This window comes from Zhongshania sp. R06B22, assembly GCF_040892595.1.
Classification (GTDB): domain Bacteria; phylum Pseudomonadota; class Gammaproteobacteria; order Pseudomonadales; family Spongiibacteraceae; genus Spongiibacter; species Spongiibacter arctica.
The window spans coordinates 1,983,701-1,996,245 of the sequence record NZ_JBFRYB010000001.1 but is presented as its reverse complement, the minus strand read 5'-3'; the positions used below and the strand labels follow the sequence as shown (position 1 = coordinate 1,996,245).

The 12,545-nt window shown below is 49.9% G+C and carries 12 protein-coding genes; 3 read left to right on the top strand and 9 right to left on the bottom strand.

Going from position 1 to position 12,545, the window contains the following annotated elements; all coding sequences use genetic code 11:
- Positions 1-6: 6 nt before the first annotated feature.
- The 3 genes from AB4875_RS09045 (at position 7) to AB4875_RS09035 (ending at position 3,351) form a co-directional block, all read left to right on the top strand.
- On the top strand, positions 7-1,122 hold the full coding sequence (locus AB4875_RS09045; protein WP_368375738.1) for a DUF1513 domain-containing protein: 1,116 nt from the start codon (positions 7-9) through the stop codon (positions 1,120-1,122).
- A gap of 26 nt (positions 1,123-1,148) precedes the next feature.
- Positions 1,149-2,537 (top strand): multicopper oxidase family protein, encoded by a 1,389-nt coding sequence (locus AB4875_RS09040; RefSeq protein WP_368375737.1) that lies wholly within the window; start codon positions 1,149-1,151, stop codon positions 2,535-2,537.
- A 181-nt stretch (positions 2,538-2,718) separates the two neighbouring features.
- The gene (locus AB4875_RS09035) at positions 2,719-3,351 is read left to right on the top strand and encodes a flavin reductase family protein (protein ID WP_368375736.1); all 633 of its coding nucleotides are present in this window, start codon (positions 2,719-2,721) and stop codon (positions 3,349-3,351) included.
- A gap of 87 nt (positions 3,352-3,438) precedes the next feature.
- On the opposite strand, the gene AB4875_RS09030 is transcribed toward AB4875_RS09035, so the two are convergent.
- From AB4875_RS09030 to AB4875_RS08990, 9 genes are all read right to left on the bottom strand, one after another.
- On the bottom strand, positions 3,439-5,178 hold the full coding sequence (locus tag AB4875_RS09030) for a wax ester/triacylglycerol synthase family O-acyltransferase (RefSeq protein WP_368375735.1): 1,740 nt from the start codon (positions 5,176-5,178) through the stop codon (positions 3,439-3,441).
- A gap of 260 nt (positions 5,179-5,438) precedes the next feature.
- Complete coding sequence (trhO, locus tag AB4875_RS09025; protein ID WP_368375734.1) at positions 5,439-6,389, bottom strand: oxygen-dependent tRNA uridine(34) hydroxylase TrhO; 951 nt, start codon at positions 6,387-6,389, stop codon at positions 5,439-5,441.
- Between the two features lie 7 nt (positions 6,390-6,396).
- Positions 6,397-6,723 carry a BolA family protein gene (locus AB4875_RS09020; RefSeq protein ID WP_368375733.1) on the bottom strand — a complete coding sequence of 109 codons (327 nt, stop codon included), beginning with the start codon at positions 6,721-6,723 and terminating at the stop codon, positions 6,397-6,399.
- Positions 6,724-6,763: 40 nt separating this feature from the next.
- Entirely contained in the window at positions 6,764-7,126 is a 363-nt protein-coding gene (locus AB4875_RS09015) for a TfoX/Sxy family protein (RefSeq protein WP_368375732.1), read from the bottom strand.
- 11 nt (positions 7,127-7,137) lie between these two features.
- On the bottom strand, positions 7,138-8,181 hold the full coding sequence (locus AB4875_RS09010) for an aminotransferase class I/II-fold pyridoxal phosphate-dependent enzyme (RefSeq protein WP_368375731.1): 1,044 nt from the start codon (positions 8,179-8,181) through the stop codon (positions 7,138-7,140).
- The gene (gene cbiB / locus AB4875_RS09005; RefSeq protein WP_368375730.1) at positions 8,178-9,119 is read right to left on the bottom strand and encodes an adenosylcobinamide-phosphate synthase CbiB; all 942 of its coding nucleotides are present in this window, start codon (positions 9,117-9,119) and stop codon (positions 8,178-8,180) included. Before cbiB ends, AB4875_RS09010 begins: the two co-directional genes overlap by 4 nt.
- Before the next feature lie 281 nt (positions 9,120-9,400).
- A complete protein-coding gene (locus AB4875_RS09000; RefSeq protein WP_368375729.1) occupies positions 9,401-10,156 on the bottom strand; it encodes an amidohydrolase family protein in 756 nt (251 codons plus the stop codon).
- 123 nt (positions 10,157-10,279) lie between these two features.
- Entirely contained in the window at positions 10,280-11,542 is a 1,263-nt protein-coding gene (locus AB4875_RS08995; protein ID WP_368375728.1) for a glycosyltransferase, read from the bottom strand.
- 69 nt (positions 11,543-11,611) lie between these two features.
- Positions 11,612-12,535: a glutathione S-transferase family protein gene (locus tag AB4875_RS08990; protein WP_368375727.1), complete on the bottom strand. Its 924-nt coding sequence runs from the start codon at positions 12,533-12,535 to the stop codon at positions 11,612-11,614.
- Positions 12,536-12,545: the final 10 nt, after the last annotated feature.

Below are 12,545 nucleotides of genomic sequence, written 5' to 3'. Positions count from 1 at the left end.
ATCGATATGCAAAGACGTCAATTTTTGTTTACCAGTAGCGCATTGATATGTGCGCCGCTGGCGCTAATTTCAAGTTCGAATGCTCTAAGCGCAGGCACAGAAAGTCGCGGCTTCAGCCCCATTCTGAGCGCCGCTACTGACGCCGCAGGCAATCGTATTGGCGTTTGGCAAGAAAACAGCTGGCAGTGTTCACAAACAATTCCCCATCGCGGACACGACAGCCTTTACCACCGCCAACGCCAAGAGCTTCTATTTTTTTCAAGACGCCCCGGCCGTGAGTTATACGTTGTCGACGAGAACAGCGGCACATTACTGCACAATATAAAAAGCGACGACGGCTACCACTACTACGGCCATGGCTGCCTTAGCAATGATGGCCGCTATTTGTATACCACGGAAAATAATATCGACAAGGATGGCGCCGGCTGCATAGGCATCTACGATTGCGAAGATAGCTACAACTGCATTGGCCATATGGACTGCGAAGGCATTGGCCCCCACGATATTGCCCTCATGCCCGACGGCAAAACACTAGTGATTGCGATTGGCGGCATTAAGACCTTACCGTCCAGTGGCCGTAAAACTCTAAACCCCGCCACCTTGGCGCCAGGCCTGCACTACCTCGACCTGCAAACCCAGCGAGTCCTTGAAAAAGTCGCAGCACCGCATTACCAACTCAGCCTCCGTCATTTAGACGTCAGCCCAGACGGCGGTGTACTAGTTGGCGCACAATATCAAGGTCGCTTGCCCTCAGACAAAGCGCTGGTCTACTACCACCGGCGCGGCCACCCATTGAACGCCATGAATACCGACGACCTACCCCTGCATTTTAAGCGCGACTACATCGCCAGTGTCTGCATTGATGATACCGGGCAATGGGCAGTCACCAGCTGCCCTCGCGACAATCTGGTCTGTCTTTGGAATATGCACAGTAAAACACTGTCGCAAGTTTGGATGTTACGAGACTCTGCAGGTGCGGTTTATGATGCGGCCTTCCAGCAATTTATCTTAAGTAACGGAGACGGCCAATTACTGGCCCTAGTGCCCGGTGAAGACAAGCTCCGGCAACTTGCCTACAGTGCTGGCACGCAATGGGATAACCATTTAACGCTGCGCGTTTGAACAAAAAACGCACAGCAGGAGAAAACATGAAACGTAGAACTCTATTAAAGACCGCCGCTGCGGGTGTCATTGGTGCCAATCTGCCAACCCTGACACTCGCAATGAGTTCGGCCGGCAAAGCCGATAAAGAACAATACGACTACATACTTACCGCTGAGCACGCCAGAGCCCGTATTGCCGCTGATGGCGATAGCGACATCCTTGGCTTTAACGGTCAGTTCCCCGCGCCGGTGATCCGTGCGAAGCAGGGCCGACCACTAAGAATCATGTTCATTAACAAGCTAGACGAAGCGACCACCGTACACTGGCACGGCATTCGTATTGAAAATAGCATGGACGGCGTACCCTACTTAACCCAGCCACCGGTAGCAGCGGGAGCTAGCTTTTTATACGAATTTACCTGCCCCGATGCCGGCACCTTCTGGTATCACCCGCATATGAACAGCGTTGAACAACTCGGCAAGGGCTTGGTAGGCGCCTTAATTGTTGAGGAAGATACACCACAAGATTATCACGATGTCATTCTCGGGCTGAAAGACTGGCGCCTTAAAAAAGACGGCAGCTATTTACCTCTTTCCATACCCCGAGAGGCCTTTCGCGATGGTACCCTCGGCACAGTCGCAACCATCAATGGGCAGCAAACGCCGACCGTAGACGTACCCGCAGGGGAGAGACTGCGTTTGCGCTTTCTGAATATGGACAGCACTCGGGTCTTCAACCTTAGCATGCGCAGCGACGCTGCACAGATTATCGCCATTGATGGCAGCCCCATCACAACACCGCTGCCACTGAGCGTTCACCCCACTGGCGCGGGAATGCGACTCGACGTGGGCTTTATCAGCCCCAGTGAAATAGGCCAAGAAATCCCGATCTTTGATATGAAGGGCCGTTTTGGCGTTGAAATCTGTCGATTAAGAACCGTCTCACCAAAGACCAAAATGGCGATCAAAACAGGCATTCCCGCCCTGCCAAACAATCCGATTCCGGTACCAGATTTAAAATCAGCAGACTCGCTAAGCTTTGTCTTTGAATGGGCTGGCGCCATGTCGCCCAGCGATGCAAAAGGTCAAGTTGACCACAACTTTTGGTTAATCAATCGTCGCGCATGGAGCGACCACAGCCACCAGAACTTACCCGCTCCGCTAGCCGAACTTACACTTGGTAAAAGCTATATATTTGAACTCCACAACGCAACGCCCCACCACCACCCCATTCATCTCCACGGTTTGATATTTACGGTATTAGAATCCGACAAAAAGGACATCACGCCCTTCCATACCGACACCATATTATTGGAAAAAAACGAACGCGCCAAAATCGCCTTTGTCGCAGATAATCCCGGGAAATGGATGTTCCATTGCCACGTCATTGAACACATGAAAACTGGGCTGATGGGGTATATCACTATCACCTAATAGTAAATTAAGTTGCCGTTAGTGCAGACTATGCTTCTCAAACTTAAAACCGCCGCAGGCGGACGATCCAAAAAGATAATGCCAGCGTAGTGCAGCGACTATACTCGCTAAATATACTTATTTTCATAAGCCTCGCTTGAGTGCAGTTCTCATTCCGCGAAGCGAAAAAGAGATACCACCTATGATTATTAATCGCGACGATATTGAGCAAATGGAGCAGCGGTATCGAGGCCTATTTATCAACAGTGTACTCGGTGCAAAACCCGCGCTTCTAGTTGGCACTAATAGTATCAATGGGGATTCGAATTTGGCCGTGATGTCATCGGCCTTCCATGTTGGCGCCAATCCACCACTCGTCGGCCTTATCATTCGTCCCAGCGAAAGCCCAAGGCACACGCTCAATAATATTCTTGCCACTGGCTATTACACCCTCAACCACGTGTCTCCCCAATACATCGAAGCAGCTCACCAAACATCCGCCCGCTACCCAGCAGATCAGTGCGAGTTCGAGGCCGTTGGCTTATCCAAAAAGTACCTACACGACTTTTCCGCCCCCTTCGTGGAACAATCGACGATCGCCCTTGGTCTCAAGCTGAGAGAGGAGCACAGACTAGCAATAAATAATACCCATATGATTATCGGGGAAATCCAACTCATTGAATTACCAGCTAAGGTACTAGGCGATGACGGCTTTGTGGATATAGCGGCAAACGATAGTATTGCGGCCACAGGGCTAGATAGCTACGTTCGCATTCAAGCGCTAAGGCGTTTGAGCTACGCAAAGCTAGGTCAGTGGCCTAAGGCCATCGAGTAAGCTATCGAGGCGCCTTACAAGACGCCTGAGCACCTGCTGCACACTTACACAACAGGTCCTTAAGCGCGCCACAACGGGAAGGGTGAATTAAGAATTACTGTGGTTTATCTGCACCACATTGCCGTCTTCTTTAGCTCTTAGCTCGCTGGAAGACTTGGCGTTCAAAGGCTTGGCATCTTTAGTCGTCGTACCCTTTGCTTTTCGAGCAACTGGCTTTTTTACGGGGGTCGCTACTGACGTCTTCGCTGGTCTTTTAGTCGCTGGCGCCTTGGCAGTGGTCTTTGCAGATGCACTCGCGCTGCTGGCGGTGGCTGTCGCTTTTTTTCCAGCGCTAGTCGTCGATGACTTCGCCGTTTTTTTGACCTCAGGTGTTTTTACATCGGCCGTCGCATCAGCCGTTTTTGCATTGGACTGGCTCTTTGCAGCAGCTAACAATTCCGCAAAAGATCTTTCTATACACTCACGGTAGAAAGCAGGATCCGGCATGGAATCGCGATCACCCACAATTGACATAGTCATGATGCCATTAGAACTAAAAATCAAATGGAACAAGCCAACACCTGGTGTTAATAGCCCCAAGCCGTAGTAACGCACCATTCGCGCACCCGCTGAGAAAAGTGGGAACGTCGGCCCCGCAACGTTTGACACCACCGAACTGATCCCAAGCGGTAAATGTCGAGTCAGGTGGTTGTTAGAGTAACTATTCACCAGCGACCGAGTTAACGCTGGCGGCATTACTCCAGCCAATCTCAGGACGTCAACTAGTGGCGAGTTTTCACCATATACTTTGGCTTCTTGAGAGCTCTTATAAATCCCCGCAAGACGCTCTAAAGGGTCGGCAACATTGGTATGTAACTCCACAAATACGGAGCCTACCTGGTTGTTTTCATCGGTCATTCCACGGCGGGTACGCATATCCAGCGGAATAGTTACCGACAGACTTTCATCCGGCAATTCATTGTGATGATCCAAGTAATACCGCAAACCACCCGCAACCACACTGAGAACAACATCATTAATCTTGACGCCAGCAAAGTCCTTTAAAAATTTAACGTCCGCCAGCGAAAATTCTGTCGCTTCAAAAACCCGATACGGCCCAACCGGCGTATTAAAACGGGTTCGCGGCGAGTTTATAGAGGGAATAGGAATTTTCTTTTGTGCCATTCCCACGGCCATTTTCCCTAAATCACGCAGCACTCCGATGCCACCTGTGAGCATTTTTACACTGTTTTTTACATTATTAACTGCTGATGACGTTGCTAGATAAACGTTCCCTGGAGCGACATCTGCGGTCACAACACGAGGACCCTGCGGCACTGCGGCTGGGTCAGGTTCTAGATCATGGATCACCGACATAATGGAGGACCCGCCGGCCCCATCTACTAGAGAGTGATGCATCTTAGTATAAATGGCGAAACCGCCTTTGGGGACACCCGGAATATTGTCTAGACCCTCAATGATATAGGCCTCCCAAAGTGGTCGGGTCATATCCAGCGGTCTAGCGTGGAGTCGTGCGACCAAGATGCAGAGCTGACGCCAGTCGCCGGGCTGCGGCAGTGCTATATGACGAATATGAAATTCGACGTCGAAATTAGCATCTTCCACCCAATATGGCCGATCAACGTTGCCGGGGACTCTATGTAAGTGCGAGCGGAAAATAGTGTGTTTTGACAAGCGGCGTTCAAAATTGGAGATCACACCTTTGAATCGCACAAAACCGCCGGGGGCGCTTGAAGGGTCATAAATACCGAGCCCACCCACATGCTGGGGGGTATTGGGGTGCTCAAGGTTGATAAATGCCGTATCTAGGACGCCTAACTGCTTCATGCAATAAATCCTCTTATTTTGATGGTCCCGCACTCGTTTTTTTATTCCACAGGTGCAGGCAACTAGCAACATATTACATTAATTCTTGAAGGATCAAAGTAATTCAAATGGGATAGAGAATGTAGAAAGATAAAATCCAATAATGACTAGCCCCAACATCGCGATTTCGCGTCTGTGAGATAATCGCTAGAATCTGCACACAAACGAATTAAAAAGCCGAAAACCTACACTCAGCTTATCAAATTCCTGCACACCGCTACTTAAAGATTGTCGATTCGAGACTTGCGTTGACGAGCTGGCGGCGCCGCACCAACATGATCCTCATTGCGTAAACGCGCAAGTTCAACCTGCTTCTGACGATCACGAAAACGCTTTTTCTGATCTTCGGTCACCACATCGAAACAAGCCGGACACGTCACCCCTGCTTCATAGCAGTCACTTTGTTTATCCATACTGTTTATCGGCCGACGGCAGCCGTGACAGAGATCGTGCTCTCCGCTTGCTAAACCATGGGTTACCGAGACTCGGTTATCAAATACAAAGCACTCGCCCTGCCACAAGCTTTCAGGTTCAGGCACCTCCTCTAAATACTTAAGAATGCCTCCCTCAAGATGATAAACCTCTTCAAAACCCTCATGCTTCATAAAGGCAGACGCTTTCTCACAACGAATACCGCCGGTGCAAAACATCGCCACCTTCTTATGTTTCTGTGGATCATAGTGTTCGCGAACGTAGTCCGGAAACTCTCTAAAGCTGGTGGTTTTCGGATCCACAGCACCACGAAAACTACCGATTTCGACTTCGTAATCATTGCGGGTGTCTATCAGCAACACCTCGGGGTCAGAAATAAGTGCATTCCAATCAGCGGGTTTTACATAACTTCCCACCACATCATTGGGGTCGATACCGTCGATCCCCATTGTCACAATCTCTTTCTTTAACTTCACTTTGGTGCGGTAAAAAGGTTGCGATTTATCGAAGGACTCTTTGTGACTAAGATCGGCTAAGCGACTATCTGCACGCATATAGCTAAGCACAGTGTCGACGCCCTGACGCGAGCCCGCAATGGTGCCATTCACGCCCTCAGCAGCAAGTAATATGGTCCCCTTGACGCCGGCTTGCAGACAAACATCTAGCAAGGGTTCGCGCATCTCATGGTAATCGGGAAGACTGACAAATTTATATAGGGCCGCTACAACAAACTGATCCATACCTTATTTAACCTTGATCCTTTTTACTGCCACCCAAACAGTTGGGTGACGCCGGTGCCGGCGCGCTTCGGTCTTGCCACTCTTGCGGACTATAAGTGTGCATTGCCAAGGCATGAACCGGCCCAGCTAACTCATCAGCCAATAGCTGATAAACACTTTGCTGACGCGCGACTTTACGCTTAGCACTGAATACGTCGGCGACGATGATGAGTTTAAAGTGGGTTTCTGAGTTCGCGGGCACGCTGTGCATATGACTTTCGTTAACAACCTCAAGATGCTGGGGCTTTAAGGCAGCTGTAAGCTTATCGGTAATACTCTGTTGAATGACTGACATAATAGACCCTGTTAACTCCGCTATCGTAAATCGGCCTACATTATACACCCCTAGCTCGTTTCTTACCCTTTTCTGCCGCACAGCGCATAGCAGCTGCGTAAGCACGGTTAGCCCAAACCAATAACATCTCGGTGTCGTCGAGTGCCTCGTCCGGGGTTTGATAATACGAAAGCGCAATTTCCCTACCGCCACGCGCATAGGTAAATGGTGGCAAGCCCAAGGCGTCAAAATCTTGCCTACTGGCAGTATCGACCTTCAAATACAGCGTGTTTTCAAACACTAGACCGAACATCAAGCCCTCTAAAAACACACCGTAGCCGCCGAACATTTTTCGGCACTTAACGGGACCAACCCACTGCAGCTGCTCCACCAAGTAATACGTAAATACTGAATCAGACGGCATTTTCAACCCCGCTACGCTACCAAGGAACTCAAATTTAACTGCCTAAGACGCAGACGTAGCTCATTAATATCTGCCGCCAACCCCCAGCGTATAAAACCCGTATCGCCACAGCGGTATAGCCGCACCGACAAGCCCGCTCGATAACAGGCCATCTGCAGCACTTCCGCGCGCTGCAATGGCATAATTAAGGTAACAAACAGGGCAGTAGCAACACAGCGAACTCCATAATCTTTAAAAGTCGCCACCAGCAGTTCTGCTTGCGCCTCAGACGCATCAGCTAATTTAGCGACCATCTTCTGCTGCCACGCTTGATCTGCCAGCGCGCGCTCGCCCAGCCATTGCGCCACGCCACTCACCGCCCACGGGCCCAGATGCTTATCTAGCTCTGCCAATAGGGCTGGCGCGGCGATCACAAAGCCTAAACGCAGGCCCGGCAGACCAAAGAACTTGCCGACAGAACGCAATAACACAATACCCCTATCCCCAGCTAATGCTGAGACATCGCTCTCCGGGTTGGCATCGGCAAACGCCTGATCGACAACTAGCATTCCCTCCTCCGGCAATAATGAGCGCCAGTATCGAAGATCATCAACATCAAGCTGATCTGCGCTTGGGTTGTTAGGACTAATCAGGACTAAGTGCTGAACAGCGTCGCGACGTATCTGTTTAGCAATGGCGTCGCGATCATAGCGATGAAACTCCACCACATCGTGCCCCGCCAACTCCCAGCGGTAGCGATGCTCTTCATAACCAACAGCCGACAGCAAAACGCGACCGCTAGCAGCTAGGAAGGGTAGCTGCTGGATAACCGCTTGACTCCCCGCCGTCGCTAATAAGCACTCCTGAGGGACGCCGTAGTAGGTCGCGGCCACGCGCTGCAAACCTTCATTAAAATAGGGTAGTTTTGAATAGCACGCTATTGGTGGCGCAGGCACTGGCCATCCCCACGGGTTCACTCCCGTTGCCAAATCAAGCATCAACACGCCAGCATCAGCTGCCGGTATGTGGCGGGGATCGCCACCATGCTTCGGTACGCCCTGCGAGGCATCCATCATAAGAGCACCCCGCCAGCCACGGCCACGGCAAACCACAATATTAACTGGCGATTGATCAAACCAATACCTCGTTCCAAATCCGCCACTGCCGGCCTGGAACCACACCCCAAAATTGGCCGCAAGAAGGATTCTCCGTGGTAACTCGCTGCACCACCTAAGTAAATATTTAAGGCCGCGGCACCACTCGCCATTACTGAGCCCGCATTAATACTCTTCCAGCCCCAGCCCTGTGTAAACCAACACCGAAACCCACGTCCAGACAAGGCCAAAATACTAAACCCTAGGGCAGTGAGCTGCGCCGGAATAAAATTCAATACGTCGTCACTACGCGCAGCCCACCAACCATAATAGCGATAGCGCTTATTTCTATAGCCCCACATCGCATCCAGGGTATTAGCCAAACGATGTAATACGATCCCTGCAGGACCCGCTACCGCAAACCAAAACAATGACGCAAACAAGGCATCACTACTGTTCTCAAGGGTAGTTTCAAGCGCCGCCGACAAGACCTCTTCGGCATCTAATTCCGCGGTATCGCGGCTAACTAAATAACGTATCCGCAGGCGGGCGTCGGCTAGATCGCCAGCAGCCAAGGCCCCACCGACAGGTCGGATATGCTCGCATAAACTGCGCCAGGCAATCGCCCAATACAGAACCAGACAATCAAGGAAAAAAACCAGTGTCGTCGAAAATGAAAAAAAATATTGACGCAATACCCACATCAATATTACAGGCGGCAGCACTAGCAGACTCCAAGCCAACACACCGGAGAGACGCAAGACAATCTCGCGCTGAGTAGTGTTTAAATACGATTCGAGCCGATGCGATACATTGCCAAAGCCGACTAAGGGATGCCAACGACTAGGCTCACCAAAAACACGGTCTAATAGCAGTGATGATACCCAAACTGCCGCAATATACATTGCGCTACTGATCATTTAAGTCGGCATGCCACAATGTCACGCTCGCACCGGCTGCTTAGCCATAAGGCTTGTCGCGGCAAAATAAAGAAGGACTTAATCGTTGTAAAAAACATAGTTTACTCACCAATTCTGCGCCCACAAAAATATTCAATACCTAGTCAATAAGGCAAAACAATCAATATCTATATCGATTAAATCAGCTTAGAAGGCTTGCGGGGTTTATCGAGGGTTATTGTGGCCGGAACTGTAAAGAACTAGGCAAAAGCAGTCAACTCAAGCGTGCCGTCGACTTAGTGTCAGACACCAAGTCGATAAAACGCCGCGGCATTATCCCACAGCACTTTTTTGGTCGCAGCATCGCCAAGGGCATTGCCAATAATTTCAATGTCTACCGGATTAAAGGCTCGTGGCGAGCGAGTTGAAGGCAGATCAGTGCCAAACATTAAGGCCTCGGGGTTGATCTCAAACAAGCGCTTTATCGCTTGGCTAACTGCAAAATTTACTCGGCCAAATCCAGTTGCTTTCACTCGAGCACCACTTTCAGCCAGGCGGTATAAGAGCGGCAAACCCTCCTTGGATAAACCAAGGTGATCGATGCTAACAGCGGGAAGCCGGCAGAGCTTACCTTCAAGATCCACTAGCGTTTTACAGTCTGCATAAATCTCAATATGCCAACCCAATAAGTCGTACACCCGATGTGCAAATTCGCAAAGATACTTGCTGCTTTCTGATCCACCGCGGCGCAAATTAAATCGCACTGCGCGCACACCATGACTACCTAGTAGAAACAAGTCCTCGTCACTGACAGAAAAAGGTAGTTGCGTCACGCCAACAAAGGTAGGTCCTAATGCAGCCAAAGCCGCGATTAAATAACTTTGATCAAAACTTTGAAACGAACCAGAAACAACTGCCCCTCCGCCAACACCCAAGGATGCAGTTTGGCCAATATAATCATCAACCGTGAACTCATCTGGCAAGTAACCATCATTACTCACCAAGGGAAAAGCGGGGTCTATAATGTGTAAATGGGCGTCAAAAATCATATGTTGCATATCGCTCCCACCTCTGCCGGCTAAACTTAAAAGCCTGCGTATCAGCAACTTTTATTATTAATAAAATCAATATGCTTCATGAAAGCCTTTAACATTCGCAGATTTACAGGCTAAAAGCAATCTTCAAAAAGTATCCCCATCAATATACGTCACGCGGTTCTTCGCTTCTATCCACTGCGACATATACTGATGGCTTTTGAGTGTTTGGTGACGAAGCATAAGACCATAAAAATGGCTTTGGCGGTGAGTATGCAGCTGCTCAAATACTGCATCTAAGCGCTGTTCAAATAGCGGCAAATACACATTCTTTTGGTAACGTGACGCCAGCAGTGCTTTTGCTTTTTCTTGCGCCACCTGCCATTCGTTTTTATCTTGATAAAGACGCAAAGTAGCCGTAACAAAATCTTCAATAAATAAACTTGAAGCACTGACAACCTCACCACTCCACGGCAAATCCCCCTGCATTCCCTCGGCTCCGACTTCGCTAGTTACCGTGGGTGTCCCACACTCCATCGCCTCCAATAACTTACCTTTTTGACCAGCGCCAAAACGCAGAGGCGCTAGGCAAAGGCGTGCGGAAGTCACGACTTCTACCGCATTTTTTGCCCAGCCCTTCACCAGAAATCCAAGTTTCTCGCTGTGAAGCTGAAGCGCCTTAGGTGGCGGGTATGCACCGTAAACATGACACTCAACGCCGGGAAGTGATTTGCGAATTTGTGGCCAAATCTCTGAACGCAGATACAGTACGGAATCCCAGTTTGGTGCATGCCGAAAATTACCAATGACAATGCAGTGTTGACGGGCATCAAAACCAGTCCACCCCACCCAGTCTTGTGCATTCGTGTCCGACAGCAAGGGCAGATAGTGCAAGACATCTGCAGCCACGCCGTAGGTACCCTGCAAAAGGCTCATCTCATATTCGGAAATAATCAAACTAATATCACAGCGCCATATGGCTGCAATTTCACGCTGCGCCAACTCACTAAAGAGATCACTGCGCCTCACCTCACGACCTTGCTTTAAGGCCTGATGACGGGCGTGACGCAAACAATGAAGGTCTTCTGTATCGAGGATGCGCAATGCCGTTTCGCAACTTCGTTCAACTCGCCAGCCAAACTGTTCTTCAGTGAAGAATCGGTCAAACAAAACAACGGCGGGCTTTAGGTCAGCCACAAAATCATCAAAACTTGAACAATTTAATCTGACCTCTGCGATCCTGATATTCATGCCTTCAAGATCAACGCTGTGCTCGCCACGCTGGGCGGCGCTAACGAATGTTACGGTGTCACCGCGGCTGAGAAAGACGCCCAGTAAATCCATCATCCGCCGGCCAGCGGCCGAGGAATTTGGCTCCGGCCAAACGTAGCCAATCACTAAAACCTGCATAGAGATCCCATAGCGGCGGAAAATTCAAAAGCATCAGCGACCCGAATATGCTGATAAATGCTAAGGAGCTTAGACCACATTAAGTGTATAGCCATGCCTTGGGAAGTGGACGTTCACCTCCCCCAAGTCCTCACTCGTCTTAGCAAGAATCAGGCGTTCAGAATCGGCGCCAACAAGTACTCCCTCCACCGCGACTAGCCCATAGTCAGACGGTGAAATTTGCACGCGCCTACCTACATTTTCATCCTCCCGCATGCTATCTGGTATAGCGCGAGGTAGCGCTTTTTTGGCGATATCTAAAGCACTTTCTGGGCTTATCTCTTGGCGCTTACCGTGACCAAAATCTGCAATGCGAGCATACCAGGCGGCAAAGTTACTTAGTTCTGATGGCGGCTTTGTGCGAGTCATTGCAAAATAAAACCATAAGCTATGGAAGGCAGAAAAATCGGCTAGAGTGGGACTATCTCCCTGCAAGTATTGCGCATTCGACACCCGCTGATCCAAGTCCTGCATATGTTTCCGAATAATCATCAACGCTTTTTTCGCCGAGGGTCTGCGCAAATTGCCACCCTTCGCCATAGATAGCCTGTCACGAATCAAAGCAAAAACTTTAAGGGGAGACATACGCCTGAGCAAAGACGACATCAGCGTCAGCGGCGAGATGGCACTGAAGGCGGCGCTAAAAATATCGCTATCTAAATATTCTATGTATGCCTGTTCATCGGCACTTAAGCTCGGCATCGCAAATTTAGGTCGCTGGGTTAATGTCGCCACTTCAGCGGAAATAATTCGCGTATCACAAAATATATCGGCACCGATTTGGGCAACAGGAATTCGTCGGTATCCGCCTGCTAAAGGCAACAACAGCGGGCGTGGTGGCATTGCGCTTGTTAACACCGATTGCCATTCCAAATTACAGTAGCCAAACATCGCCCGCACTTTTTCTGAAAACGGTGACATCTCATAGTGGTGGAGTATCAGAACCTTACTCATAGCAGATTAG

Excerpts from the sequence above, each read along its gene's own strand:
- trhO (WP_368375734.1), bottom strand. The coding sequence starts at position 6,389 with ATGGATCAGTTTGTTGTAGCGGCCCTATATAAATTTGTCAGTCTTCCC.
- AB4875_RS09010 (WP_368375731.1), bottom strand. The coding sequence starts at position 8,181 with ATGATGGATGCCTCGCAGGGCGTACCGAAGCATGGTGGCGATCCCCGC.
- AB4875_RS08995 (WP_368375728.1), bottom strand. The coding sequence starts at position 11,542 with ATGCAGGTTTTAGTGATTGGCTACGTTTGGCCGGAGCCAAATTCCTCG.
- AB4875_RS09020 (WP_368375733.1), bottom strand. The coding sequence starts at position 6,723 with ATGTCAGTCATTCAACAGAGTATTACCGATAAGCTTACAGCTGCCTTA.
- cbiB (WP_368375730.1), bottom strand. The coding sequence starts at position 9,119 with ATGATCAGTAGCGCAATGTATATTGCGGCAGTTTGGGTATCATCACTG.
- AB4875_RS09040 (WP_368375737.1), top strand. The coding sequence starts at position 1,149 with ATGAAACGTAGAACTCTATTAAAGACCGCCGCTGCGGGTGTCATTGGT.
- AB4875_RS09030 (WP_368375735.1), bottom strand. The coding sequence starts at position 5,178 with ATGAAGCAGTTAGGCGTCCTAGATACGGCATTTATCAACCTTGAGCAC.
- AB4875_RS09045 (WP_368375738.1), top strand. The coding sequence starts at position 7 with ATGCAAAGACGTCAATTTTTGTTTACCAGTAGCGCATTGATATGTGCG.
- AB4875_RS08990 (WP_368375727.1), bottom strand. The coding sequence starts at position 12,535 with ATGAGTAAGGTTCTGATACTCCACCACTATGAGATGTCACCGTTTTCA.
- AB4875_RS09015 (WP_368375732.1), bottom strand. The coding sequence starts at position 7,126 with ATGCCGTCTGATTCAGTATTTACGTATTACTTGGTGGAGCAGCTGCAG.
- AB4875_RS09035 (WP_368375736.1), top strand. The coding sequence starts at position 2,719 with ATGATTATTAATCGCGACGATATTGAGCAAATGGAGCAGCGGTATCGA.
- AB4875_RS09000 (WP_368375729.1), bottom strand. The coding sequence starts at position 10,156 with ATGCAACATATGATTTTTGACGCCCATTTACACATTATAGACCCCGCT.